Source organism: Rossellomorea marisflavi, from assembly GCF_022170785.1.
Lineage (GTDB): Bacteria > Bacillota > Bacilli > Bacillales > Bacillaceae_B > Rossellomorea > Rossellomorea marisflavi_B.
This window is the reverse complement of record NZ_CP081870.1, coordinates 781,291-803,673: the sequence shown is the minus strand read 5'-3', so window position 1 is coordinate 803,673 and position 22,383 is coordinate 781,291. Positions and strand designations below refer to the sequence as shown.

Here is a 22,383-nt window from a genome sequence, read left to right as displayed (position 1 = left end):
ATAAAGCCGTGGTCCATCAAAAGGAAGCCAGGATCACGGTAGAATAAGAGAAAGAAATGAGATAGGAAATGGAGTGGAAACATGAAGAGAATGTGGATGTTCTGGTGGATGACCAATCTGTTCTGGGTGATTCTGTTCGGTGTGGTTTCGGCGTTCATCTGGCTGAGGGGTGTGGACGGGGCGGGGATTGTGCAGACCCCGGAAGCGAAGCTGGTGGCGTTTCTGATCCTGGCGGCTGCTTTCCTTTTCCCGGCCATCATTCAAGGGGTGTGGCTAGTGGTGAATGTGGTGATGCAACGGAAAAAGACGGTGATATAAGAAAACAGAACTTCCTACGCATAGGGAGTTCTGTTTCGTTATGTAAGCGTTCGGTGAAGAGCGGTTGCACATAGAACTTATGATGGTATGTTTCAAAGGTAAAGATAAAAAATCTTCTAAAATAAGGTACCGATCTATGATAAGATGGGGACACATCACAAGAAAGGAGTGCGAAGCTCATGACAGACACCGGTTGGTCCATCATCCTCAATGCGGTTGCCGCACTTGGCTTTGCCATCAGTCTCTTCTATTACGATCCCTTTTTCTACACACGGATGATGGCATGCCTTTTTGCCCTATCGGAAGTCGTGATCCTGCTGCAAAAGGGACGAATTAAGAAAAGCGTGTATATCGTCTATTCCATCATCATCCTCTTCTTGATGGTCATTGCGAATCAATATGATCAGGATCGTGTTGATGTCTGGCAAACCATCATTCTTTGTATTTGTGTGTTTACGCTTTTAAGAACGACCTACCGATCCTTGTACCATAAGCCTTGTACATAGCCAAGCAGCTGAAGACCCGAACGGTTTTCAGCTGTTTTCATGATTTCTCTCATGTCCCAGCAGCCACTCTTTCCTCCACACTCCTCCCGCATACCCCGTCATCGTCCCGTTTGACCCGATGATCCGATGGCACGGGATGACGATGCTCAGCTTGTTCTTCCCGTTGGCACTACCGACGGCACGGATTGCTTTTTCATTGCCGATCGAGATGGCGAGGTCCTTATACGAACCGGTTTCGCCGTACGCCAGGTCGAGCAGTCCCTTCCAGACGCGCTTCTGGAAATCGGTCCCCTTCACATGGACTGGGAATGAGAACGTCCGGCGGGTGCCGTTGAAGTACTCGACGAGCTGATCATGGCAGTCGATGATCACGTCAGGCGTATCGTCCTCACGCACATGCACCCTCTCCTCCCTATCCACAAATAAGATCGAAGACACCGCCTCCGCAGTCCCGATGATCTCGAGGATTCCAAGGGGCGTGTCCAGATCCAGTTTATACTCCTTCTCCGTACAATGATCGCCAGAGATAAAACGTAGCATAGGCTTCCCATCCTTTCCAGTTGATGGCGTGTTCTTCGATTTCCCCGATTGTCGGCTTTCGTTCCAGGTTGAGGGCCTCCTTCAGGGCAAGGTGAAGACCGACGTCGGCGACCGGGAACGCGGTCCGGTCATGGAAGCATTTCATCCTGACATAGTCTGCCGTCCATGCTCCGACACCGCGAATGGCAAGTAACCTCTCCCGTATAGCCGATGCATCCAATTGGAGTAGCACCTCTTTGGACAGTTCACCTTTCGCCATGGCGGTTGCGAGATCGAGGACGTACTCTGCTTTACGCGTGGTGAACTGCAGCTCACGCAGTTCATCGATGGAGAGGGTGGCCACACGTTCGCAGGAAGGAAACAGCCAATGCCTGCTCCCATTGAATGTCACACTCTCCCCGTACCGCTCGACAAAGCGTTTTTTCAGCGTATAAGCGAACGTCAGGTTGATCTGCTGACCGAGGATCGCCCAGACAAGCGCTTCGAACAAGTCGGGTATGCAGAGGATTCGCATGCCTTCGTACCGCTCAGCGAATGGCTTCAGGACGGGATCGCGTCCAGCCACCTCCATGAACCCGGAGAGATCCTGTTCCAGATCAAACCACTCCACCATAAAATCGGCCACACACACCCGAGCGCGTGTAGACGGAGACGTGTTGAGGAACGCAACATTCAGGGCTTCACCGGTGGAAGTGACCTTACAGAGAATCAACTCTCCATCAACTTTTAGAAGCTTAAGGACAGCGCCCTCTTCTACCTGATGAAGCACTTCCTGGTCCGACCTGGCCAAAAACCTTAAGCACTCCTTGAAGCTGAAGGGCTTTGGCAGACTGATTTCAATTGACGATCCATGATCACTCCACCTCATCCAACTGCTCCCTTCGGTACTCACTCGGTGAACACTCTTTTATGCGTTTAAACACTTTATAAAAATTGGACGGACTCTGGAATCCCACTTCATAACAGATTTCAAGATTCGTCAGACCGGACTCACGAAGCAAGTTCGTCGCCTTATCGATCCTGATTTTCTCTAGATACATCCGCGGCGTATGGGACGTTTCTTCCTTGAACACCCTCTCTAGGTGATAGCTGCTCAGCCCCACCCCGTCAGCGATATCCTGCAGCTTCAACGGCTGCTTGTGATGGTTGACCAGGAAGGCGATTGTCTCCTGGACGACCCCGATATGTGGCGAATGCTCCTCTTCGGGTTTGCACCTCTTACAGGCACGGTATCCCGCCTGCTCCGCCTCCGCACGCTCCTGATAGAACTCCACGTTCACCTTCTTCGGCTTCCTCGACCGGCACGAGGGCCGGCAGTAAATATTCGTCGTCTTTACTGCCGTAAAGAACAAACCGTCATATGTCCGGTCGCACGCCATGATCTTCTCCCACATCTCTTCAAATGACAGATTCACCGCCGTCTCCATCCTGCTTCACCGCTTTCTTTCAATTTCGTTGCTTCTATTTTATCAATCCTCCGCAGGGCATTTCATCCTCATTCTTGCTGTTATGGTCTGATAGATTTTTGGGATAAATTGTTAGATACATGACTAAACCACGAGCGTGTATGTTAAAATTAGTAAAAACCAGCGCTACACACATATACATGACACATAGGGGAGGAATGATGAAAATGGACCTGTTCTTCTACTTGCTGATGGGATGCTTGATTGCCGCGGGAAACATTCTCGCCTTTATCACTTTCCGAAAAAAGAAAAGCCTGTATTCCGCTGCATTGACAGTCCTGCTCATGGCACCCGTGCTTGGCGGTGTCGGGGGGATTACCGCACTGATTGTCATCCGAGATGCCTTTGCCGTCTTTTATGGTCTCCAAGTAGCGTACTTCCTGCTCGTGAACAGCGCGATCATCCTTGTCATTGCCGTCATCACGTCTGCCTTCAGAAACTACCGCACTCCTTAAGGAGGGGAATCACATGAAGAAAACCTATTCCATTCTTTCAGGAGCTTTTTCCATCATGGCCATCTTTCCAATCCTCGCCGGATTGACGAAGTGGGGATTTCCGCTGTATGTAGCGGTCCTTGAAGTGAGTCTCTTTTTGCCGTTCACACTGGCACTGGCTGGCCTCGTTTTTGCGCTGATGGGACTGAAAGGCAAGCTAAAAATCAGCTTGGTCGTACTGAATGCTGCCGGGCTATCCCTGTCGTTGTTGTTAGTGTTTGTGGCGCTGTTTGGATTTCAACAGCCATAAAAGTAAATGGTTAAAATGAAAACCCTTCCATAATACTAACGAACAACCTCCCTCCTTCATGCTACAATGAAACTGTCTTACAACCAAAAGGAGGGATTTTTTCATGTTCACATCAACCAACGATTTTCTACGCGAATGGAAGCAGGAAGCCGCCACTACCCAGAAAGTGTTTGATGCACTTACTGATGCGTCACTGAAGCAGGAAGCAGGTCCCGATCTTTATACCATCGGAAGTGTAGCCTGGCACGTAACGGGCGCAGCGTATTATTTCCTTGCCCAAGTAAGTGTCACCTTCGAAGCGCCAGATCTCCAAAAACCTGCTCCGGCATCCGCTAGCGAGATTGCCGAGACGTATAAGCTCGTGAGCACGCGCCTCGCCGATGCCGTTTCAGAGCAGGTGTCCGATGAGAAGCTGAACGAACCGATTAGCCTCTTCGGCATGGACATGCCGTTCCAAGGCGTCCTTCGCCTGCTCATCCAGCATCAGGCCCACCACCGCGGCCAACTGACCGTTCTCATGCGCCAGGCCGGACTGCAGGTTCCTGGCGTGTATGGACCGAGTAAGGAAGAGTCGGAAGCGATGCGGGCAGGGAAATAAGTGAAAGAAGACTCGCCTGGTGGCGAGTCTTCTTTTGTCCATTTGACGAGTTTATATAAATAGGCTTCCAACGATCAATCCGGAAGACCTTATGAAAAACGCTTGTTTTTTTCACATTGATTTATGTTTACTTTCCCGCCTTTTCTCTTCTCAAGTTGAAGAAAAGCATCAAGGATACCCTTGTTATACCGATGAGCAGAAGACAAACCGATACCAATAAAGGACCATCCACGGTCATCATCAGCCTTAGTCTAATTCCATTTACAACCCAAACCGTTCGAGCACACTCTGATCGGTTTCTGGCACGTCCATGCCTTCTTTCCAGATCAGCTTGCGGTCATCAGGGGTTCCGAAGTAGATCGCCTCGATTTTCTCTCCACGGATTTCTTCCTGCTCAGAAAGATCGACGAATTCATCAGCGTTTTCAAGGGCACTTGGACGGGAGGCTTCTTCCTTGATCACCTGACGCTTCCCCGTGACATAGAAATCCCCGTTACTGTTCACATCATACTTCAACGTTGAAATCTTGTACCCATCGTCTACATTCAGATGAAAAAAGATCTTCCCATCCGCCTGACTCACTTTACTGATTTCCACGTTCTCGGTCCCGACATTGACCACATTCCACTGGAACAGCCCCACATAAGCAAGGACGAGGCAGGCTGCAACGGCAGACGTCACAAGCATCCCCTTCCAAAACGACCGCTTCTTCCCCTTCTTCCAAGAGGACGCAATCCCCTTCATCACCCGGTCATCACTATTCCGGTCAACCGTCACCTTCTCCTCCACCGGCAGGCCGGCACGCATCCGCTGAAGCTCATTCCTGCACGCGTCACATTGACTAAGATGTCCCTCCACTAGGGACCGGCTTTCCTCACTGCACACGTCATCATGATATAGGGGCAGCAGGTCTTCGATGACCCGACATGGTACCTCCCTCATACGTCTTCCTCCTCCAAACGATCCTGAATTTTTTGCCGTGCCCGGTGATACGTCACCCTGGCCCAGCTTTCCGTCTTACCGAACAGCCCGCTGATGTCCCGGAAGGAAAGCTCCCCGAAAATCCGCAGGGTGAACACTTCCTTGTACGGATCTTGAAGGGAGTGCAGCACCTGATGGACCCGCATCGCCTCTTCCCGGTTCTCCATGAGCCGCTCCATGACCGCGTCCCCACTGGATTCGACCACCTCTTCCGGCACCAATCGCTTCTGCTTTGATAAATGGGTAAAGTATGTATTCTTCGCGATCTGGCACAGCCACACATTCATCTTGCACTGCCCCTTGAAACCATCGATCGCCTTCAGCGCCTTGAAAAACGTCTCCTGCGTGATCTCTTCGGCCAGCTTCTCATTGCGGCTCATGGATAGGATGAATGCATACACTTCCCTGAAATGCTGATCATAGATCTTCTCAAATTCTGTCACCCGGCTGCCTCCCTTCTGTTGTATGACCTGGTTGGGGTGGATTCGTTACAGGATTGGATGATTTTTTTGATTTTAATCCAATTATCATCACAATCTACTTAATATGTAGGCGGGTTTGACACCGTTTCACATGAAATACGACCAAACGATGCCAAAAATAGCCCAGATACATCGTACTCCAACTTTCCTACTCTCCTTTTCTACCGACTTTTTCAAATTTATTATCAACTTTCGAGATTTCACTTCCAACTTTTCAAAATTTATTTTCAACTTTGGATTTTGGAACGTTTTCTTCTTCCAACTTCCCCTATTTATTTTCAACTCCAAGCCTTTATCATCAAGTTCAATCTCTTATTACTAACTCTCTGGCATTACTTCCGACTCGCTTCTTTATTAAACCTCACATCCCACCCAAAGTATAGAAGCACCATAAGCCCCACGCACAAAAAAACAGCCCACCCCGTGAGCTGCCCCAACACCCTCTACCTCTTCACCTCATAATGCAATTCCACAAACTGATTGAACGTCTGCGTCCCCTTCAGTTTAAGATTCAGTCCGTGGTCACCTTCCCTAAACAGTGGAATCCCATTCCCGATGATGACCGGCGCGACGGTGATGATGAACTCATCCACCAACCCTTCCTGGATGAACGCGTGCAGCAGTTCCCCTCCACCAACGACCCAGATATTCTTGCCGTTTCATCCTTTTTGTTCGTCTACAAACGACCGGACATCACCATTCCGGTAGCGCACATGTTCCGTATCTTCCCACTCTGAACGGGAAAACACCACACATTCCTTTCCTTCATACGGGAATGCCTCCATCTCCTGATTCATGACCCAATCGTACGTCCGCTTTCCCATCACGACTGTATCAACGGTGTCGTAGAACGCGGAGAACCCATTGTCCCCTTCACCCTCCACTTGGAAAAGCCACTCCAATGACTCATCTTTCGTCGCGATATAGCCGTCGAGACTGCAGGCGATGAATACGACGACTTTTCGATCCTGTTTCATGCTATCTTCCTCCTTTTCATGTCCATACATTCAGTATACGATTAAAACATGACATCCTTTGTCATATTAATATGGACTAGTTTAACCAAAGGGGCGGATGGTATGAGAGCGGACCGATTGATGAACATCATGATCCTATTACAGAACCGGGGCAAGATGACAGCGAAGGAACTGGCGGATGAGCTGGAGGTGTCGGAGCGGACGATCCTCCGAGACATGGATGCCCTGACGCATGCGGGAATCCCGATTGTATCCGAACGCGGCAAGGCTGGGGGTTGGCGCCTGATGGATCACTTCCGCAGCCGCCTGAGCGGGTTGACCAACGCCGATATGACCTCGCTCTTTCTCTCCCCATCCAAGGAACTTCTTGAAGATCTCGGCCTTCATCACTCTCTCGATACGCGGCAGAAGCTGTTCGGGGCGATCCCCGACACCTACCGGGACGAGGCGCAGGCCATGTGGGAGAAGATCCATATCGATTCCGGCACATGGAAAACTTCCAGTGAGAAAAACCACGCCCTCACCGTCGTGAAGCAGGCACTGTGGGAAAATAAAAAACTGTTTATCCGCTATGGGCGCACAGAAGGGGACATGAAGGAGCGGATCGTGGAACCACTGGGCCTTGTGGCAAAAGGGGGAACATGGTATCTGGTGGCAACCCGGAACGGAGAAATCCGAAATTATCGAGTCTCCCGGATTGGGCAAGCGAGCCTGGAAGAGGAGACATTCGAGCGGCCCCCTCATTTTCACCTACCGGACTACTGGGAACAATCCAAGGCCTCCTTTGTGAAGAACCTCCCCGCCTATGAGGTGGATGTGTGGCTGCACCCCCGAATCGTAGGGAGGATCACCTTCACCGGCAAATTCGTGAAAGTCATGAAGAAAGAGCAGCCCACAGACGACGGATGGATTCCCGCCACCCTCCAGTTCAATGATGAACAGGAAGCCATTGAATTCATCCTTGGATTTTCAGATAAGATCCAGGTCGCATCCCCACATCTGAAAGAAAAGGTACTAACAGCAGCTCAAGCAGTCATTGCGTTCTACCAGGACGAATCCATACGCCCTGACTAATACGATCGCCTGGCACAAGGCGATCGTTTCATCTACCCGACCAATCCGAAAGCTTCCATCCACAACAACCTATCTCCCAAAACCTATTGACCAACACAACCCAATTACTTACACTTATAGAAACAAATGTATCAAAGTGCAAGGCCGTATACAGATAAGGGGGAAAAGATGAAATACATACTCATGATAGCCAGTGCACTCTTCCTGCTAGTAGGATGCAGCGACCAAGAGGACGTCGCCCAGGAAAAGAAGAAAGAATCCCGTCATGAGGCAGGCACTTCTTTGTCCACTGAAGGCTCCCCTGTTTTAACGAACAAGGAACCAGCCCAAACGAACGAGCACCTCCTTTCCACCTTAAAGGGTCCCATCGACCATCTCTCTCCTTCCTCCTATGAACTCACCCATTCCTCATGCCCGAAAGGAATGGTCTCACCTTTCTATATCACGGACCAGTCCATCATCTACGTCTATGACCCCATCAGTGAACAGGAGAATGATCAGATCATCAGATTTTCCCGATCAGGCGAAACATGCGAAGTCCTGCACGAAGCAACGGAAGGAATTCAATCCTCCGCAGGGATCGATCAAACGCTGTATTGGACCGAGTATGATGCCAGACACGCGTCCGATGTCGCCTGGTCGATCCTTGAGTTGAACGTGGAGACCGGGAATGTCCAAACGATTCACAAAGGAGAAAGTACAGATGAAAACCTGCCACCTATGCTGACGACGTATTTTCAATCCCTGAACTGGATCGAGTATGAAGCGGATGGTGACGGGGTGACCTCCAACCTGATCAGCTATGATTCCCAAAGCCGGGACTTCCGAACGCTCGTGACCGCTGAATTAAATGAAAACGAACAACCAAACGGGGAATATATCTTAGAGCAGCAAATGACAGGGAATGGCCTGCTTCTCCATAAGGCCGTCTCCAAGGACGGCGAAAGAAAGCTCACGCTCGAACGAGTCGCAGACAATGAGAAGCAAACCCTCCTCACAGATGAAGGGATTCTCGATTTTGATGGGATGGAGGATCGGTTTGCCTATACATCTGACGAGGGATTGACCATCGTAGACAGCGAAAACGAAGAAACCTACAGATACCAGGCAACCGCAAGAACCCCGGTAGATGCTACTACTTTTGTCAATCCACACACGGTTGCTTTCAGAGATCGCGCTGAAAATGTGTATCTCGCTGATATGGATACGAAAACAGCCCTTTCATTGCGACGTGATGGATTCGGCCACACGGCATCAAAACCCGTCTACTACAACGATACCCTCTGCTTTGCCGTGACGAAGGGAGAAAGCCCGGATGAATCCGTCACATTCTATACATTTAAGATGAAGTAAGTTTACTGATACAAGATTTCATGAAGGAGGAAAGTCACATGCCGAATACCCTTCCAGTCTGGTTTTGGATCGCCCATTACCTATTTTTGGCCATCACCATCGGGGGTGCGATCTACAACCTATCCAATCGAAAAACAAGACGGATGCCCTCTTGGTCATATGGATCGCCATCACGGTTCCTATTGTTGGTCTCTTGAATAGCATCGTTGCACCGCCGGAACTCAATGAGTTTCTACACTTGGTGAGCGAACTGCAGCAAGGTTCGCTCTGGGCCGTGTATGCCTGCAGTGGCTACTTGTTCCTTGCCGTCTGGTGGATCACATTGTTCCTGAAGGTCCGTACCCATCAAAAAAAGAGCGTCGCCCGCTGAACCATGTCATGAACGGCCCCATCGTCGGGGTCTTTTTTGTGCTGATCGAGCCGATAATCCCCTTCGAACTGGATATACTACCAGTTAAAGTAAACCCCTCACCGAGAACGCTCCCTTCTTATGAAATAAGCCCACCGAACCCTCCAAATCACCTTTCCCCCGCCCCATCCTCTGTGCTATAGTATTCTGGTATTCAAACGGAACGGAGTGATCACATATGAATTCGACAGCTAAAGAAATCACATTGATTATTATCGGATCCCTGTTCTTTGCGCTTGGAGTGAATCTGTTCGCGATTCCGAATGAGCTTGGCGAGGGAGGCGTGACGGGGATCTCTATGACCCTCTACTATGTATTCGGCTGGTCACCGGGCTACACGAACTTCGTGATGAACGGGATTTTGCTGGCCATCGGCTATAAAGTGCTCAACAAGCGGGTGACTTGGTACACGCTACTGGCGATTTTCTTCACATCGGTGTTCCTGCACTTCACGGAAGGAATGGGACGCTCCCTTGATATCATGCTCGGCACCGTCTTCGCCGGTGTGTTCATTGGGATCGGTCTCGGCCTTGTCCTCCGCTCCGGCGGGACAACGGGCGGGTCCACGATCGTCGCCCGCATGCTCAACCAGAAGTTCGGCTGGGCCGTGAGCACGAGCATGTTCGTGTTCGATATCCTCGTCGTCATCGGTTCTGGATTCGTCATCGGGATCGAGAACACAATGTACACAGGGATCTCGATCTATATCAGTACGAAAATCCTGGACTACCTGATCGACGGTTTCGATACGAGGAAGGCCGTCACCATCATCTCGCCCCTCACCGACGCCATCGCCGAGAAGGTGAGCGCCGAGATGGACCGCGGTGCGACGATCATCAACGCCCGCGGCCACTACTCCAAGGAATCGAAGGACATCCTGTATGTGGTCATCAACAAGCAGGAGCTCTTCCTCCTGAAAAAGACCATTCAGCAGATCGATGATAAAGCATTCGTCGTCGTCCACGACGTGCGCGATGTATTCGGCGAAGGATTCACCTTCCCGAAAACGTAATGAAAAACGCCTGGAATTCAGCATCCAGGCGTTTTTTCTATGACCTCTTCGACCTTTAAAGCCTTCCGTCGACGACAGACAAACAGGGTCAACACAACGATCAACACAACCGCCACTACAAGAGGCAGATGATCAAGCAACAGTCCCAGCACAAACTCCACTCCGACCTTCTCATCAATTGTATACACCAATCCGGTCCAAACCCCCGTGTAGAGTGATGAGGCGAGTAATGTCGCCGTCACGTATTTCCTGAGTGGCATCCGCATGATCCCCGCAACATAGTGGATCGGATGACGGACCCCTGGCACGAAAAACGACACCATCACCGCCCAGAATCCATAGCGGGACAACATCTTCTCTGCCTTGTTCAACCACTTGGTCGACATCCACTTATTGAATAATGGAATGCTCCGGAAGAACATCCCCACTACATAAAACCACAGGAAGGCCACGAAGACCATCCCCCATGACGCCAGCCAGACTCCATAGGGATTCACCCCGTCCGCCGCCCAGATCCCAAGGCTCGATAGAAGGATGACCTCATCTGAGATTGGCGTAAACATGATGCCTGCCGCAAGTCTGAGCAATTCGATGATCTCCATAGTGCACCTCCCCCTCCGTTCATTGATACCTCCATTATATTCACGGAACCTTAATGTTTCAGGGGGGAAGTTCTTAAGAATTCTTAAGGAATAACAATTAGGAGGCACGGTGTTCACTTTACCAGCTGCACGAAATGGTATATTATGGTTTAAAAGGACATGAAAGGTGGATTACCATGAAACTCTTTTTGCAATCCATTGCCATCTCCACCGGCATCCATTTGCTATTTTTCCTCGGGACCTACGTGACCGGAATCATCAGGATGATGAACTACACGCCTGACTTTGAGGCAGCTGGATTCTTCTCGTCAGAAGTAACATTCGGTACGACCTACACCGCGTCACCACTACTGCTTCCCATCACTTTCATATGTGTCGCTGTGATCGCCGGTGCCATCATTACCTTGTACAGAAGCAAATCGGCCGCCTACTGAGGAATGCCGTATCCAAGGCCGTTGGTGTCCCTATGGAAGCGGTATGAAAAGGGTACATTCATTCCTCCAATCAAAAAGAACTTCCACACATCGGGAAGTTCTTTTTTAATACGGGAGTATGAATCCACTGAAAACCATCAGTAGATTGATGATGAAATGCCACAGGATCGGTGGGAACAGACTTTCACTCCTCCATTTGACAATGGCAAAGAAAAAACCGCCAATGGAAAAACCGAGAGCAGCCCAAAAGGGAATGCCAAGGGCAATATGATGGAGACCGAATGCCAGGCTTGTCACAACGAGTGCATACATCCATGAGACCTGTCCGGCCAGGATCGGGAACAGGGTACCCCTCCACAACATCTCCTCCAGCGTCGCATTCACGATTGAAAATGCGAGTGCGAACAGCACAATCTCTTTCATCCCATCCCATTCACCAAACAAGAATACATTGAACGAGAAACCTATGACGCTTCCCATGACGGAGAAGAGGAAGAAGAGCCTGATCGGAATCGAATGAAATCCGTGCGTGATAAAGGGGAAATAGATTCGATTGTCCCACTTCGGTTTTTGAAGCTGCATGGAAAAAGAGGTTTTCGTCAGCTTGGCGGTCAGCACCAGCGCCGCAATCAGGATAACGAGCGTCCCCCTCTCGATCAGGATGGCCGCCGCCACATCCTCTACATGAAAGCGCAAAAACGTCCTGAATGAGACATAACCATAAAAACCGGCTAAAAAAACGGCCAGAAAAAAGAACGGCAATCCCGGCGATTTGGTTGCAAACATGATACCTACTAGCGCGACGAAAACGAGCATCACCCATACGGGATGAGCTTGGCAGGCGATGACCACCATTCCGAGAAGAAATACAATCCCTCCTCCTATCAGACCAGGTTGTTTCATACCGATCAGGTCACCTCGCCCGTTTCGCTATTGGATGATTCTCATTCAGCTGCAGCAAATCCCACAGATTCCCGTACAGATCCTTGAACACCGCAACCTTGCCATATTCCTGCTCCTTCGGCTCCCGCACGAATTCGATTCCGTTTGCCACCATATCCCGGTAATCACGATCGAAATCATCCGTGTTCAGGAACAGGAACACCCGTCCACCCGTCTGATTCCCGATGAAAGGCTCCTGCTCTTCCTTTGATGCTTTGGCTAATAGGATCGTCGTCCCGACGGATCCAGGCGGCGCAACCACCACCCACCTCTTGTCCTGTTCCGGCTGGTATGTATCCTCCACTAAGGTGAAATGGAGTTTATTTGTGTAAAAGCCGATTGCTTCATCATAGTCGTCAACAAGTAGGGCGATATGGACGATGGATTGGTTCATGGGCGTGGCCTCCAGTATGTAGGGTTTTATCTAACTATACCATTTTTTGTATAACCATTGATGCAAAAAAAGACGCCATTGGCGCCTTTTTCATAACGTTTAGTTCACCCATTCCACCACGTCTTCAATGGCCTGTCTGACTTTCCCACGGTGAGGCTCCTCTGCACGGTAGCCGAATGCCGCCATGACGGAGATACCGAAGTTTTCGCTGTCGAGGATACCTGCTTGTTCCAGGATCTCGGTGGCTTTATCATAGTTAAAGCCTTCGATCGGACATGAATCGATGCCGATCATGGCGGCTGAGGTCATCATATTGCCGAGGGCGATGTAGGTTTGCTTGCTGGCCCAGTCGAATAATGCCCGTTCGCTTTCGTAGATGTTGATGTCCTCGTCTTGGAATCTTCTGTACGCCGCCACCATCTCGTCCATCATGTGATCGGGTACTTCCTTGACGTTTCTCAACAGGTGTTGCGCATAGTCTGATTCTGGAGTCGCATTCTTGCGGGCAAGGATGATGACCATATGACTTGCAGTCGGCAGCTGCCCTTGTGCTCCGAAGCTTACTTCGCGCAGTTGCTCGCGGATCTCGGGATTTTGAAGGATCACGAATTTCCAAGGCTCATAGCCCACGGAGCTTGGTGACAGCCTTCCTGTCTCAAGGATATATGAAAAATCGGCATCGGAGATCTTTTTCTCCGGGTCGAATGCTTTTGTTGCATGACGGAAGGAAAATGCGTCGAGGACGGCTTGTTTTGTGTTTTCGTTGCTCATGATTGATTCCACCTTTTCTTGAATGTGATTGACTCTTTTTATTGTATTGAACATCTATCGTTTAGTAAAATAGATATATCAGAACGAAACGTTCAGTAATACTGAACTTAAGGAGAATCACTATGGAACTGCGACATCTGCTCACATTCAAGACCATCGTCGAAAAAGGCGGATTCAAAAAAGCGGCAGACGAGCTGGGGTATGCCCAGTCCTCCGTCACCAATCACATCAAGGACCTGGAAGATGAACTGAACCAGCCCCTATTCGATCGACTCGGGAAGAAAGTGGTCCTCACCACCTTCGGAAAAGAGTTCTTCCCCTACGCCACCAAAATCATCGACCTATACACAGAAGTAAAGGAAAAGGCCACCCATCATGATGAGCCGAGCGGCAACCTCAGGATCGGGGCATTCGATCACCTCACGAGCTACCGGTTGCCACAGATCCTCGTCGAATACAAACGAAAATACCCGAACGTGAACCTGTCGATCTCGTCCATCGACTTTCACAATCTCCACTCTGAGCTTCAGAACGGCACCATCGACCTTGCCTTGATCCTCGAGACGAAAGAGTGGACCCCGAAGGAGCTGACCGTCCAACCGATCAAACACGAGCCGATGGTACTGATATCACCGCCAACCGAACAAGATACCGATCCGACACGGACCGTCCTATATACAGAAAAGACATGTGCCTACAAGAGCCTGTTCGACAGGTACATCGATCAGCAAAGCCTGGAGATCCAGGGAAGCGTGGAATTCGGAAACATCGAAGCCATCAAGCGCTGTGTCATGAGCGGCCTCGGAAGCTCCATGCTCCCATATTTCACTGTGAAGAATGAAATTGATCAACACGCGTTCAAAGGCAACATCATTGAAGATCCGGCGTATCAAATCACCACATTCGTCGCGTATCATAAGGACAAATGGATCTCCCCGGCTATCGATTCCATGATCTCTCTCATTGAGGATCATGCCGAGCATTGGGATTGATTGATTCTTTTAAAAAGAAGTTGGGACAAATCAAAAAACGACTATTGAACACGAATAAGTTCCGTATAGATTCTTTATACCGCTCATGATTTCCTTGCAAGACTACGCTTTCCGCGGGTAGCCCGTGAGCCTCCTCGGCAAGCCTGCGGGGTCTCACATCAGCTACTCTTCCCGCTGGAGTCTTCGTCTTGCACTCCAATCAACCGCTAGAAATAATGATATCGTAATGAAACAAATCAAAACCGGAATTCATTTGCCAAGTGGTAAACAAATGAATTCCGGTTTTACTATCTCTATTACACTTTTGTCCCAGCTCTTACTATGATGCTGTTCACCTTACCGTCCGGCACCCCCGCTCCGCATGCCTCGTTTCACCAAACCGGTCACCAGGTACCCAATCAGCAAGAGAAGGATATACAGGCGTACATCGAAGGAACGAGCAATTGGGAAACCACTTCTGAAAAGGATATCCCGCTCAGCACCGATATGTGTTCCGTTGCTCCCGATAGCAGGATGAACATGGCCAGATTGGAAAGGAAAAAGCCCATGACCATCAGCATGACAGCCCGCCTACGGATACCTTCATCACCAGCCCGGCAATGACTCCCAGCAGGACAAACAGCAGTGGATACCATACCCGCAATGCTAAAATGTAGTCATTGGCATTCCCCCTTCCTTTCTCCAGCTCCTCTATTTCCCCGATAGTACTTCCCACTCATCGTACACAACGGCTTCGCCAAGCCCACCGGTCCGCAGCCACTCAAATGCTTTCAGCACGAGCGGAGACGCATTCTCCATGGACACCTCGTCTTCCGACACCCATACAGCCCCCAGGGAATCCTGTCCCTCGAATTGCTCCGGTACCACAATTCCACCGCCGACTTTCCTGACAGAATAGTAGACGGTGATATGATGCACATCCGTGAATCCCCGCCACTTCCAAGGAAGCTTGAAATCGGTCACGCCGATAATCTCCTCGATCTCAATTTCCACGCCCGTTTCCTAAAGGAACTCCCTCTTCATTGCCTCATTTAGCGACTCCCCGTCTTCGAGACTCCCGCCCGGCAGATCAAAACGGTGAATATAGGGTCCCCCGTTCTTCAGGATGACGAGGAGTTTGCCGTCCTTGGCATAAATTCCGTACACTCCGAATGCCCTATGATACTTCTGAACTGTCATACTGTCTTCTCTCCGTTTCTTCTATTCTGTCTGATTGCCACTTACGTCCACGTCCATCCCATCCACTACGATGGAAAACGAAACGGAGTCCCTTAACCACGATTCAAAACAATTTTGAATGGCATTTGCGATTTCTTTCCTGGTTCCACTTTCATCAATGTTCAGTTCCTCAAGGGTGAACGTTTGCTCCATACGTGCTTCTTTTCCTGCCGTGCTGGCAGTGAAGGTAACGGTTGTCATGTTGGCTGCCTCCCTCAGTGTTGACTGAATTTAGTCAGCGTCTTTGATCCGGTCTTTATTTCATGACCTTTTCAAAGCGGAAAAACTCATATTCTTCATCTGTTTCAGGCTTTTCGTGTTCTACATGTGACCCTGGATTGCCCCGGTGATAAAACTCTACAATTTGAAAACCACATTTGTTTACGTAAAAGTGGATGTTACGCTTTTCGAAATATGGCGTGTGCAGTTCCCACACTTTCGTTTCAGGGAATGCTGCTTCGACGGCTTTCCACGCTTTCGTTCCGAGTCCTTTTCCATGTGTACTGGCCAATGTATAGAGGAAATCAACTTCAATGCGATGAGTATCCGCATCAATCTGTAATACGACACCACCAATTCGTTCCCCGTTTAAAAGAAATTGACGAGTCACTGCCGATTTTGAATAGAGAGAGTGCTCAAAGTCTGCCTCAGAGGGAATGGGCTTAGTCAGCTTGTCTGCTTCTTTACTATTTTCCTGCAAGCCTTTCATAAACGCTTCCTGTATTTCTTCTTTTATTTGAAGTAGCTCTTCCTGTGGAACAGGGGCCAGTATAATGTTCTCATCTTGTTTCAATTTAACCAATCCTTTCCATCTATTGTCAATTAAAATATCCGTCCAACTGATAAAAACAGCAGGCTCCACAATAAGGCACTTGCCCCTGCAAAGAGCGTATAGGTCTTGAGGGACATATGTGACATCCCGCAGAAATAGCCGGCAAAATGGCGCATTCCTGGAATGAAGTAACTCACAATAATGGCGGGGGTACCATACTTCCCAATCCATCCCTCAGCTTTTTCACTCCATTTCCCAGATGACTTCACCCATTTCCCCAGCCAATCCAGGAATGGGCGTCCTACTCTTTTTCCAAGTCCGTAGCTTACAAGCATACCAATAAGGGATCCTAAGAACACAGCGATAAAGGAAAAACTGTAGTGCAGTAAGCCGGTCTTTGTGAGATACCCAACCAGTAGGACCATTACTTCATCCGGGACAGGAAGACTGAATAATCCAAGTGCAAGTACAGTGAAGATAGCTATATATCCATAGTTTTCAATTAACTGCTCAATGAAAGCCATTTGCCTTTTCCTCGTCCACTTTCATTTTTTTAAAATGAGGGAATCTCACGTGGCTTACCATGAGCCAAGCAAGGAAGCAAGTGCTGATTGCTACCAGCCATGGCGGCATGAACAACACACTGACAAGTAACCCAATAGCTGCACCTGGAACAGGCAGACCAACAAAAACTGGTAAATCGCTTTGCATCGTATTGAAACGTGCTAAACGAAGGACAGAGCCAATGGTAAAAAACAACACGATCCCTAAACCTACTTTCCCAAGCCCTGATAATACAAGCTGATACGCTACGATTGAAGGCGCTAGACCGAATGTCACAATATCTGAAAGTGAATCCAGCTCTTTCCCAAATGTTGAAACGGCATTCAATTCCCGTGCTGCCCATCCATCCAATGAATCGAATACTAAACCTAAACTTATATAAAGTATGGACATACCAACTTTCTGTTCAAAAACGAATAAGATTGCGGAAACGCCACAAGTAAAGTTACAAAGTGTCAGAACCGTTGGAAATAGCTGCTGCGGCATGATAATACTCCTCCCCTCTCTCATGAAGACATGTCAAGCCCTCACTAAAACTTGTCTCCTGTTTCTTTTCTTGATAAGTTCACAGTAAACAGTGTAAGGTATGGAGTAACTCCAGGGTAAAGAGGGAAGGCGAATTAAATGAAAAAAAAGAACAATAAAACATTCTCCACAGGCGAATTTGCCAAATTACTTGAGGTCAACAAAGATACATTGCTTTATTACGATAAAATTGACTTATTTAAACCAGCCGGTATTCACGATAATGGCTATCGTTATTATACATTTGAGCAATTCGACCATTTTATGGCCATTCAATCACTCCGAACAGTAGAGCTTCCAATTAAAAAGCTGAAATCCTATTTTGATGAACCTAACGCGTCTTCATTGCAACAGTTAGCGATGGAACAGCAGGAAAAAGTAGCAAAGGAAATACAAAAGTTGCAGGATATTCAGTTTTTCCTTGATCGTACGGTTGCGCTGACAAAAGAAATGGAGCAGGTTTCATATGGGGAAGTTATGATCAAGCAATTACCTGCTGAGCTTGTTGTCCATAGTATGGAGAAGATCGACTGGTCAGATTCAATGGAAGCACTATACGAGTATTCCATGCAATTTATCAAGCAGCTCGGAGTAAAAGGTTTGGCTGCCAATGGGGTCGTTTATGAAAAAGACGCTTTTTTACACAAAGGCTCCGAACATGTCACTCGCCTCTTTTGCCGTCTGGATGGACCATCAGCTCAAACCAAACCAGCAGGACTGTATGCCATCATCTATCAAAAAGTAGGCTATGAAGAAATACCTGAAGTCCTCCATCAATTGCTTACCTATTTACAAGAGGAAGGATGGGCACTTGACGGGGATCTATACGAGGAATATTTACTACACTCACTATCTGCAAAGGAAGAAAAAGATTACACGACAAAAATTAGTGTGAAAGTAAAACCTATTCGTTAGTTTATTACCATTCATACTGACCATCTATTAGCGATTCCATACGGTAAAATGGGCCTGGGATGAACGTACGTTGCACTCATGGTGAAAACAGTTTGAACCGATCTAAATCATGCAGGGTGCCATTGCGGGAAATACGTTCATACATTATGTTGCTCTTTACCCAGTATTCATTTCAATGAAGTTAACAGGGTAATGGAAAAGAAAAATTAAAAAGGATCCTCCTAAATGGAGATCCTTTCTGTAATGACTTTATAACACCTGTATCCTTTTTATTAGACAAGTCTCATCCTTATGTTTTCCCCAACACCCTACTGACCACTTCCAGTATGACGATTGTCCCCCATCATATAATTCGAACTGTCGCCCGGCTTTGCATTCGGGTCGGTTGGTCTATGGGGATGATTATTTCTTTTCTTTCGTCTCCGGTCGATGAATAACGCAAACAGTAAAATCCCTACAATCAGTATGACAAACCACCACACATCAGTTGCCTCCTTTGTCGATTGGATTCCATCCTTCCTATACATACGACTTTGTTGCAGAAAAGTTTCAAATTTTACCATTAAACTAACTATTCACGGAAGACCTTCGCACATCGATTTACCATTCATTCTTCACCGATTTCTATGAGGCTTAAACTTGAATTACTTAACACATACAGACCTACATATGTATTTGGTACCCACCCATATATATGATATGTTCTTTTATAATTGAACACCTTTCATTCATGGGCAGCCCATGATCCTAACATCTTCACAATCACTTCATAAACCAGACCCACAATTACCCTATTGTGCACGTGTACTTTTTGTATTCCAACTATACCAAATCAACTACTTTTTGATGTAAATGAATTTAAAAGGATCCCCGCATTTGGGGATCCTCTCATTATGGCTTCAATATCACCTTTATACAGTTATCTTCTTTGTTATTAAACAAGTCATACCCTTTTGCCGCATCCTCAAGATTCATCCTATGAGTAATGATGGAGGTTGAATCGATATTTCCTTTGACGATTTCATCATAAAGAGGTTCCATGTACGCACGGGCAGGTGCCTGTCCCATTTTCAACGTGACATTCCGAGCAAAGAATGCTCCAAGAGGAAACATATTGTAGAGACCTCCATATACTCCGGTGAATTGGACTGTGCCACATTTCCGAACAGCTTTCGTTGCAATCTGAATCGGACCGAGCGTCCCTCCTTGAAGCTTTAGCTTTTGCTCCATAAACTCAAGTGGTGACTTCTTCCCATCCATTCCGACACAGTCGATGACGACGTCGGCACCGCCTTTGGTCAATTCTTTCAACGTCTCGCCCATATCATCATACTGGGTGAAGTCAAATGTTTCCGTCCTGTTCATCTTACGGGAATGATTCAAACGGTAGTCGAAGTAATCGACCGCAATGACCCGTTCAGCCCCTTTCTTCCAAGCAAACTGTTGCGCCATCAATCCAACGGGACCGCATCCGAGGACGATGACCGTGTCTCCCGCCTTTACTCCGGCATGCTCCACGCTCCAGTATGCTGTCGGCAGTACGTCTGAAAGTAAAAGAATCTCTTCATCCTCAAGCTCACAAGATTCAGGTACTTTGAACGGTGTATAGTTTCCGAACGGGACACGAAGATACTCTGCTTGGCCACCTGGGTAATTTCCATATTTCTCCGAGTAGCCAAGAAGTCCACCGGAATCATAATGCGGATTGGAGTGATCGCACTGGCTTTCCAAGTGTTGATCACAGTAAGGGCAATGACCGCAAGCAACCGTAAATGGAACAATGACTCTATCCCCTTTTTTGAATTTTGTCACCTCGGCGCCGACTTCCTCGATGATCCCCATCGGCTCATGCCCGATAACATATCCAATTGGAAGCGGGAAGTTTCCCTGGTATAAATGGAGATCTGATCCACAGATTGCAGTAGAGGTGATCTTGACAATGACATCCTCGGAATCCTGAATTCTTGGATCCTCCACGTTTTTGACTGCGACCGACTTCTTCCCTTGATACGTAACAGCTTTCATGTCAAACACTCCATTCCATTCGTTAGATAGTCCTTTACTAGGTCTTTCCATAATGGAGGGAAGATATAACTGTTAAAACGCTGGAGGCGTGACAGAAAAAAGGATACTCACTTCTGCTTGAGAATGATTTCGGTACATATGCTCGGCAAAAGGAGGGATCTTCACGCTGTCCCCTGCCTGAAGGATATGGGTGGTTCCTTCCAGCGTCAGCTCGATCGGTCCCTGCATGACAAACGCCACTTCTTCCCCCCTATGGGAAAGAGGGGAGTCAGAAGATGCTGCCCCTGCGGATAGCCTCATGATGGCCGTGACCAATGTGCTGGTGAAGTCCGGCGACACCAGTTCGTAGTGGATCCCGTCGATCATCATCTGCTTCCGTTCTTCTTTCCTTACAATCAGCTCGCTTGCATCATGTTGCTCCATGAGGAAGGTGAACACCGGGGTATCAAGGGCTTTAGCGATGGACTTCAGCGACTGGATGGACGGCGTTGCCTTCCCCTTTTCAATCTGATTGAGCATGGATGTCGTGAGCCCGGCGTCCTGAGCGAGCTGGGTTTGCGTCCTGCCCGCTTCTTTTCTGAGCTGGGTGATCTTCTTTGCTAGTTCATCTTGTTCCATGGTGACACCTCGTTAAATTAAATTTAATTATTTTAAATTATAATTGTTTAGTTTTCATTTGCGTGTTAAATTTAATTTAACATTTTTTAACTACAGTAGCTACCAAGGAGGGAACAAGATGATCACATTCTTATTGATGACCCTGTTCGTCGTCATGAGCCCAGGCGTCGACACGGCCCTGATCACGAAAAGAACCATTTCCGGAAGTAAAAAAGACGGAATCTGGATGGCCATCGGGATTTCACTCGGTTCCCTCGGTCATACGATCGCCGTCACGTGCGGGTTATCGGCCCTGCTCTTCCAATCAGCCTGGGCGTTCCAGACGTTGAAATGGGTGGGCGCCCTCTATTTGATCTACTTGGGGATCCAGTCCCTATGGGTGAGGAAACATACGGAGGAAGGGGCACAGGTGGAAGCAAAGCGCTCTCCCCTTACTCAAGGGCTACTCTCCAATCTCCTGAACCCGAAAGTCCTGATCTTCTTTCTCACGTTCCTGCCCCAATTCGTGACAGACACCGACCGGGCGATGGCATCGTTTCTCCTTATGGGGCTCACCTATACACTGCTCTCCTTGATCTGGTTCATCCTTTACGTCATCTGCCTTCATTGCATCCGTGAATGGCTCCTATCACCGATCGTCCAACGGTGGATGGAGGGTGCGACCGGTGTGGTGCTGATCCTGTTCGGCATCAAGCTGTTATTCACCCAGGGAGGATGAGCCCACTCATCGCACTTCAAGTTTCAGCACCTGGATCTTTGAGGGAAACGATTCTTGTACCTCGGTGTACCAGATCTTCACCCGGTCCCCCGTTTGAAGCCGTTTAAAAAAAGAGAGATTTTGAATATCCAGTTTAGCGACAGAGCCGTATCGTCCAATCACCTCATTGATTGATACGCCCTCCACTTCTTCTTTTGACACACCCTCATCGCCCACGAGGTAGATTTGCCCATCACCCATGACCAGCACCCCTTGCATTGTCATGGCCCCATGGTTGATCTTAGCCTTCTGACTCAACTCGCCTGCATAAAAAAGCAGAATGAAAAAAAGGAGAGCTGTGAGAAGTATATAAACCCTGTTCAACTGTTCTCCTCCTTTCCGCAACCATTGGGATTTTCTCCAATCTTTCTATAAAAGCCTGCTTTTCCTTTTT

The 22,383-nt window shown here is 48.3% G+C and carries 35 protein-coding genes; 13 read left to right on the top strand and 22 right to left on the bottom strand.

Annotated elements, in window-relative coordinates; genetic code table 11:
- Positions 1 to 81 precede the first annotated feature (81 nt).
- Positions 82 to 318 (top strand): DUF3923 family protein, encoded by a 237-nt coding sequence (locus tag K6T23_RS04325; RefSeq protein ID WP_238283670.1) that lies wholly within the window; start codon positions 82 to 84, stop codon positions 316 to 318.
- A 179-nt stretch (positions 319 to 497) separates the two neighbouring features.
- Entirely contained in the window at positions 498 to 824 is a 327-nt protein-coding gene (locus tag K6T23_RS04320) for a hypothetical protein (protein ID WP_238283669.1), read from the top strand.
- 27 nt (positions 825 to 851) lie between these two features.
- Here K6T23_RS04320 and K6T23_RS04315 read toward each other — a convergent pair whose 3' ends face one another.
- The 3 genes from K6T23_RS04315 to K6T23_RS04305 are packed head-to-tail and all read right to left on the bottom strand — an operon-like array spanning position 852 to position 2,791.
- On the bottom strand, positions 852 to 1,364 hold the full coding sequence (locus tag K6T23_RS04315) for a methylated-DNA--[protein]-cysteine S-methyltransferase (RefSeq protein WP_238283668.1): 513 nt from the start codon (positions 1,362 to 1,364) through the stop codon (positions 852 to 854).
- Positions 1,318 to 2,232 carry a DNA-3-methyladenine glycosylase family protein gene (locus K6T23_RS04310; RefSeq protein WP_238283667.1) on the bottom strand — a complete coding sequence of 305 codons (915 nt, stop codon included), beginning with the start codon at positions 2,230 to 2,232 and terminating at the stop codon, positions 1,318 to 1,320. The genes K6T23_RS04315 and K6T23_RS04310 overlap by 47 nt, the downstream gene beginning before the upstream one ends.
- Complete coding sequence (locus K6T23_RS04305; RefSeq protein WP_238283666.1) at positions 2,219 to 2,791, bottom strand: bifunctional transcriptional activator/DNA repair enzyme AdaA; 573 nt, start codon at positions 2,789 to 2,791, stop codon at positions 2,219 to 2,221. Before K6T23_RS04305 ends, K6T23_RS04310 begins: the two co-directional genes overlap by 14 nt.
- A 197-nt stretch (positions 2,792 to 2,988) precedes the next feature.
- On the opposite strand from K6T23_RS04305, the gene K6T23_RS04300 reads away from it, so the two are divergent.
- The 3 genes from K6T23_RS04300 (at position 2,989) to K6T23_RS04290 (ending at position 4,172) form a co-directional block, all read left to right on the top strand.
- Complete coding sequence (locus K6T23_RS04300; protein WP_238283665.1) at positions 2,989 to 3,285, top strand: 3-isopropylmalate dehydrogenase; 297 nt, start codon at positions 2,989 to 2,991, stop codon at positions 3,283 to 3,285.
- Between the two features lie 13 nt (positions 3,286 to 3,298).
- Positions 3,299 to 3,574, top strand: coding sequence for a hypothetical protein (locus K6T23_RS04295; protein WP_159646104.1), 276 nt, complete (start codon positions 3,299 to 3,301; stop codon positions 3,572 to 3,574).
- A 103-nt stretch (positions 3,575 to 3,677) separates the two neighbouring features.
- A complete protein-coding gene (locus K6T23_RS04290; protein WP_238283664.1) occupies positions 3,678 to 4,172 on the top strand; it encodes a DinB family protein in 495 nt (164 codons plus the stop codon).
- A gap of 261 nt (positions 4,173 to 4,433) precedes the next feature.
- Here K6T23_RS04290 and K6T23_RS04285 read toward each other — a convergent pair whose 3' ends face one another.
- The 4 genes from K6T23_RS04285 to K6T23_RS22250 all read right to left on the bottom strand — a co-directional run bounded on the left by K6T23_RS04285 (position 4,434) and on the right by K6T23_RS22250 (position 6,612).
- Positions 4,434 to 5,114: a zf-HC2 domain-containing protein gene (locus tag K6T23_RS04285; protein WP_238283663.1), complete on the bottom strand. Its 681-nt coding sequence runs from the start codon at positions 5,112 to 5,114 to the stop codon at positions 4,434 to 4,436.
- Positions 5,111 to 5,596, bottom strand: coding sequence for an RNA polymerase sigma factor (locus tag K6T23_RS04280; protein WP_238283662.1), 486 nt, complete (start codon positions 5,594 to 5,596; stop codon positions 5,111 to 5,113). Before K6T23_RS04280 ends, K6T23_RS04285 begins: the two co-directional genes overlap by 4 nt.
- Before the next feature lie 482 nt (positions 5,597 to 6,078).
- On the bottom strand, positions 6,079 to 6,282 hold the full coding sequence (locus K6T23_RS22255) for a dihydrofolate reductase family protein (protein WP_337946945.1): 204 nt from the start codon (positions 6,280 to 6,282) through the stop codon (positions 6,079 to 6,081).
- A gap of 12 nt (positions 6,283 to 6,294) precedes the next feature.
- Positions 6,295 to 6,612: a dihydrofolate reductase family protein gene (locus K6T23_RS22250; protein ID WP_337946927.1), complete on the bottom strand. Its 318-nt coding sequence runs from the start codon at positions 6,610 to 6,612 to the stop codon at positions 6,295 to 6,297.
- 120 nt (positions 6,613 to 6,732) lie between these two features.
- On the opposite strand from K6T23_RS22250, the gene K6T23_RS04270 reads away from it, so the two are divergent.
- The 4 genes from K6T23_RS04270 to K6T23_RS04255 all read left to right on the top strand — a co-directional run bounded on the left by K6T23_RS04270 (position 6,733) and on the right by K6T23_RS04255 (position 10,460).
- The gene (locus tag K6T23_RS04270; RefSeq protein WP_238283661.1) at positions 6,733 to 7,686 is read left to right on the top strand and encodes a helix-turn-helix transcriptional regulator; all 954 of its coding nucleotides are present in this window, start codon (positions 6,733 to 6,735) and stop codon (positions 7,684 to 7,686) included.
- A gap of 168 nt (positions 7,687 to 7,854) precedes the next feature.
- Positions 7,855 to 9,039, top strand: a complete 1,185-nt coding sequence (locus K6T23_RS04265; protein ID WP_238283660.1) for a hypothetical protein — start codon at positions 7,855 to 7,857, stop codon at positions 9,037 to 9,039.
- Positions 9,040 to 9,190: 151 nt separating this feature from the next.
- Entirely contained in the window at positions 9,191 to 9,409 is a 219-nt protein-coding gene (locus K6T23_RS04260) for a hypothetical protein (RefSeq protein WP_238283659.1), read from the top strand.
- 217 nt (positions 9,410 to 9,626) lie between these two features.
- Positions 9,627 to 10,460, top strand: coding sequence for a YitT family protein (locus tag K6T23_RS04255; protein WP_056533438.1), 834 nt, complete (start codon positions 9,627 to 9,629; stop codon positions 10,458 to 10,460).
- 17 nt (positions 10,461 to 10,477) lie between these two features.
- Here the strand turns inward: K6T23_RS04255 and K6T23_RS04250 are convergent, their stop codons facing one another.
- Positions 10,478 to 11,062 carry a DedA family protein gene (locus K6T23_RS04250; protein WP_238283658.1) on the bottom strand — a complete coding sequence of 195 codons (585 nt, stop codon included), beginning with the start codon at positions 11,060 to 11,062 and terminating at the stop codon, positions 10,478 to 10,480.
- 176 nt (positions 11,063 to 11,238) lie between these two features.
- On the opposite strand from K6T23_RS04250, the gene K6T23_RS04245 reads away from it, so the two are divergent.
- On the top strand, positions 11,239 to 11,496 hold the full coding sequence (locus K6T23_RS04245) for a hypothetical protein (RefSeq protein WP_238283657.1): 258 nt from the start codon (positions 11,239 to 11,241) through the stop codon (positions 11,494 to 11,496).
- Positions 11,497 to 11,601: 105 nt separating this feature from the next.
- On the opposite strand, the gene K6T23_RS04240 is transcribed toward K6T23_RS04245, so the two are convergent.
- The 3 genes from K6T23_RS04240 to K6T23_RS04230 all read right to left on the bottom strand — a co-directional run bounded on the left by K6T23_RS04240 (position 11,602) and on the right by K6T23_RS04230 (position 13,603).
- On the bottom strand, positions 11,602 to 12,399 hold the full coding sequence (locus tag K6T23_RS04240) for a CPBP family intramembrane glutamic endopeptidase (protein WP_238283656.1): 798 nt from the start codon (positions 12,397 to 12,399) through the stop codon (positions 11,602 to 11,604).
- A gap of 10 nt (positions 12,400 to 12,409) precedes the next feature.
- Entirely contained in the window at positions 12,410 to 12,832 is a 423-nt protein-coding gene (locus K6T23_RS04235; RefSeq protein WP_238283655.1) for a VOC family protein, read from the bottom strand.
- A gap of 99 nt (positions 12,833 to 12,931) precedes the next feature.
- A complete protein-coding gene (locus K6T23_RS04230) occupies positions 12,932 to 13,603 on the bottom strand; it encodes an NAD(P)H-dependent oxidoreductase (protein WP_238283654.1) in 672 nt (223 codons plus the stop codon).
- Between the two features lie 122 nt (positions 13,604 to 13,725).
- Between K6T23_RS04230 and K6T23_RS04225 the strand changes: the two genes are divergently transcribed.
- Positions 13,726 to 14,595 carry a LysR family transcriptional regulator gene (locus tag K6T23_RS04225; protein ID WP_238283653.1) on the top strand — a complete coding sequence of 290 codons (870 nt, stop codon included), beginning with the start codon at positions 13,726 to 13,728 and terminating at the stop codon, positions 14,593 to 14,595.
- A 398-nt stretch (positions 14,596 to 14,993) separates the two neighbouring features.
- On the opposite strand, the gene K6T23_RS04220 is transcribed toward K6T23_RS04225, so the two are convergent.
- From K6T23_RS04220 to pssA, 7 genes are all read right to left on the bottom strand, one after another.
- Positions 14,994 to 15,155, bottom strand: coding sequence for a hypothetical protein (locus tag K6T23_RS04220; protein WP_238283652.1), 162 nt, complete (start codon positions 15,153 to 15,155; stop codon positions 14,994 to 14,996).
- A 130-nt stretch (positions 15,156 to 15,285) separates the two neighbouring features.
- Positions 15,286 to 15,588, bottom strand: coding sequence for an NUDIX hydrolase (locus tag K6T23_RS22360; protein WP_420493493.1), 303 nt, complete (start codon positions 15,586 to 15,588; stop codon positions 15,286 to 15,288).
- 9 nt (positions 15,589 to 15,597) lie between these two features.
- A complete protein-coding gene (locus K6T23_RS22355; RefSeq protein ID WP_420493492.1) occupies positions 15,598 to 15,774 on the bottom strand; it encodes an NUDIX domain-containing protein in 177 nt (58 codons plus the stop codon).
- A gap of 21 nt (positions 15,775 to 15,795) precedes the next feature.
- The gene (locus tag K6T23_RS04210) at positions 15,796 to 16,014 is read right to left on the bottom strand and encodes a hypothetical protein (RefSeq protein ID WP_238283651.1); all 219 of its coding nucleotides are present in this window, start codon (positions 16,012 to 16,014) and stop codon (positions 15,796 to 15,798) included.
- Between the two features lie 55 nt (positions 16,015 to 16,069).
- Positions 16,070 to 16,615 (bottom strand): GNAT family N-acetyltransferase, encoded by a 546-nt coding sequence (locus K6T23_RS04205; protein ID WP_238284375.1) that lies wholly within the window; start codon positions 16,613 to 16,615, stop codon positions 16,070 to 16,072.
- A gap of 20 nt (positions 16,616 to 16,635) precedes the next feature.
- Positions 16,636 to 17,109 carry a DedA family protein gene (locus K6T23_RS04200; protein ID WP_238283650.1) on the bottom strand — a complete coding sequence of 158 codons (474 nt, stop codon included), beginning with the start codon at positions 17,107 to 17,109 and terminating at the stop codon, positions 16,636 to 16,638.
- Entirely contained in the window at positions 17,096 to 17,635 is a 540-nt protein-coding gene (gene pssA, locus K6T23_RS04195; protein WP_238283649.1) for a CDP-diacylglycerol--serine O-phosphatidyltransferase, read from the bottom strand. The genes K6T23_RS04200 and pssA overlap by 14 nt, the downstream gene beginning before the upstream one ends.
- Before the next feature lie 138 nt (positions 17,636 to 17,773).
- Here pssA and K6T23_RS04190 point away from each other — a divergent pair, with 138 nt between their 5' ends.
- Positions 17,774 to 18,589, top strand: coding sequence for a MerR family transcriptional regulator (locus tag K6T23_RS04190; RefSeq protein ID WP_238283648.1), 816 nt, complete (start codon positions 17,774 to 17,776; stop codon positions 18,587 to 18,589).
- A 308-nt stretch (positions 18,590 to 18,897) separates the two neighbouring features.
- Here the strand turns inward: K6T23_RS04190 and K6T23_RS04185 are convergent, their stop codons facing one another.
- The 3 genes from K6T23_RS04185 to K6T23_RS04175 all read right to left on the bottom strand — a co-directional run bounded on the left by K6T23_RS04185 (position 18,898) and on the right by K6T23_RS04175 (position 21,232).
- On the bottom strand, positions 18,898 to 19,071 hold the full coding sequence (locus K6T23_RS04185) for a hypothetical protein (protein ID WP_201303196.1): 174 nt from the start codon (positions 19,069 to 19,071) through the stop codon (positions 18,898 to 18,900).
- Positions 19,072 to 19,480: 409 nt separating this feature from the next.
- Positions 19,481 to 20,614 (bottom strand): zinc-dependent alcohol dehydrogenase, encoded by a 1,134-nt coding sequence (locus tag K6T23_RS04180; RefSeq protein WP_079514902.1) that lies wholly within the window; start codon positions 20,612 to 20,614, stop codon positions 19,481 to 19,483.
- A 72-nt stretch (positions 20,615 to 20,686) separates the two neighbouring features.
- Positions 20,687 to 21,232, bottom strand: coding sequence for a helix-turn-helix domain-containing protein (locus K6T23_RS04175; protein WP_079514901.1), 546 nt, complete (start codon positions 21,230 to 21,232; stop codon positions 20,687 to 20,689).
- A 118-nt stretch (positions 21,233 to 21,350) separates the two neighbouring features.
- On the opposite strand from K6T23_RS04175, the gene K6T23_RS04170 reads away from it, so the two are divergent.
- A complete protein-coding gene (locus K6T23_RS04170) occupies positions 21,351 to 21,950 on the top strand; it encodes a LysE family translocator (RefSeq protein ID WP_079514900.1) in 600 nt (199 codons plus the stop codon).
- A 6-nt stretch (positions 21,951 to 21,956) separates the two neighbouring features.
- On the opposite strand, the gene K6T23_RS04165 is transcribed toward K6T23_RS04170, so the two are convergent.
- On the bottom strand, positions 21,957 to 22,313 hold the full coding sequence (locus K6T23_RS04165) for a DUF3221 domain-containing protein (protein WP_238283647.1): 357 nt from the start codon (positions 22,311 to 22,313) through the stop codon (positions 21,957 to 21,959).
- Positions 22,314 to 22,383 lie beyond the last annotated feature (70 nt).

Coding starts and splice junctions, on each gene's coding strand:
- K6T23_RS04325 (WP_238283670.1), top strand. CDS start 82: ATGAAGAGAATGTGGATGTTCTGGTGGATGACCAATCTGTTCTGGGTG.
- K6T23_RS04245 (WP_238283657.1), top strand. CDS start 11,239: ATGAAACTCTTTTTGCAATCCATTGCCATCTCCACCGGCATCCATTTG.
- K6T23_RS04320 (WP_238283669.1), top strand. CDS start 498: ATGACAGACACCGGTTGGTCCATCATCCTCAATGCGGTTGCCGCACTT.
- K6T23_RS22355 (WP_420493492.1), bottom strand. CDS start 15,774: ATGACAGTTCAGAAGTATCATAGGGCATTCGGAGTGTACGGAATTTAT.
- K6T23_RS04190 (WP_238283648.1), top strand. CDS start 17,774: ATGAAAAAAAAGAACAATAAAACATTCTCCACAGGCGAATTTGCCAAA.
- K6T23_RS04240 (WP_238283656.1), bottom strand. CDS start 12,399: ATGAAACAACCTGGTCTGATAGGAGGAGGGATTGTATTTCTTCTCGGA.
- K6T23_RS04305 (WP_238283666.1), bottom strand. CDS start 2,791: ATGGAGACGGCGGTGAATCTGTCATTTGAAGAGATGTGGGAGAAGATC.
- K6T23_RS04315 (WP_238283668.1), bottom strand. CDS start 1,364: ATGCTACGTTTTATCTCTGGCGATCATTGTACGGAGAAGGAGTATAAA.
- K6T23_RS04300 (WP_238283665.1), top strand. CDS start 2,989: ATGATGAAAATGGACCTGTTCTTCTACTTGCTGATGGGATGCTTGATT.
- K6T23_RS04295 (WP_159646104.1), top strand. CDS start 3,299: ATGAAGAAAACCTATTCCATTCTTTCAGGAGCTTTTTCCATCATGGCC.
- K6T23_RS04225 (WP_238283653.1), top strand. CDS start 13,726: ATGGAACTGCGACATCTGCTCACATTCAAGACCATCGTCGAAAAAGGC.
- K6T23_RS22250 (WP_337946927.1), bottom strand. CDS start 6,612: ATGAAACAGGATCGAAAAGTCGTCGTATTCATCGCCTGCAGTCTCGAC.
- K6T23_RS04200 (WP_238283650.1), bottom strand. CDS start 17,109: ATGGCTTTCATTGAGCAGTTAATTGAAAACTATGGATATATAGCTATC.
- K6T23_RS04255 (WP_056533438.1), top strand. CDS start 9,627: ATGAATTCGACAGCTAAAGAAATCACATTGATTATTATCGGATCCCTG.
- K6T23_RS04170 (WP_079514900.1), top strand. CDS start 21,351: ATGATCACATTCTTATTGATGACCCTGTTCGTCGTCATGAGCCCAGGC.
- K6T23_RS04210 (WP_238283651.1), bottom strand. CDS start 16,014: ATGACAACCGTTACCTTCACTGCCAGCACGGCAGGAAAAGAAGCACGT.
- K6T23_RS04180 (WP_079514902.1), bottom strand. CDS start 20,614: ATGAAAGCTGTTACGTATCAAGGGAAGAAGTCGGTCGCAGTCAAAAAC.
- pssA (WP_238283649.1), bottom strand. CDS start 17,635: ATGCCGCAGCAGCTATTTCCAACGGTTCTGACACTTTGTAACTTTACT.
- K6T23_RS04290 (WP_238283664.1), top strand. CDS start 3,678: ATGTTCACATCAACCAACGATTTTCTACGCGAATGGAAGCAGGAAGCC.
- K6T23_RS04230 (WP_238283654.1), bottom strand. CDS start 13,603: ATGAGCAACGAAAACACAAAACAAGCCGTCCTCGACGCATTTTCCTTC.
- K6T23_RS04250 (WP_238283658.1), bottom strand. CDS start 11,062: ATGGAGATCATCGAATTGCTCAGACTTGCGGCAGGCATCATGTTTACG.
- K6T23_RS04175 (WP_079514901.1), bottom strand. CDS start 21,232: ATGGAACAAGATGAACTAGCAAAGAAGATCACCCAGCTCAGAAAAGAA.
- K6T23_RS04310 (WP_238283667.1), bottom strand. CDS start 2,232: ATGAGGTGGAGTGATCATGGATCGTCAATTGAAATCAGTCTGCCAAAG.
- K6T23_RS04265 (WP_238283660.1), top strand. CDS start 7,855: ATGAAATACATACTCATGATAGCCAGTGCACTCTTCCTGCTAGTAGGA.
- K6T23_RS04235 (WP_238283655.1), bottom strand. CDS start 12,832: ATGAACCAATCCATCGTCCATATCGCCCTACTTGTTGACGACTATGAT.
- K6T23_RS04285 (WP_238283663.1), bottom strand. CDS start 5,114: ATGAGGGAGGTACCATGTCGGGTCATCGAAGACCTGCTGCCCCTATAT.
- K6T23_RS04270 (WP_238283661.1), top strand. CDS start 6,733: ATGAACATCATGATCCTATTACAGAACCGGGGCAAGATGACAGCGAAG.
- K6T23_RS04220 (WP_238283652.1), bottom strand. CDS start 15,155: ATGCTGATGGTCATGGGCTTTTTCCTTTCCAATCTGGCCATGTTCATC.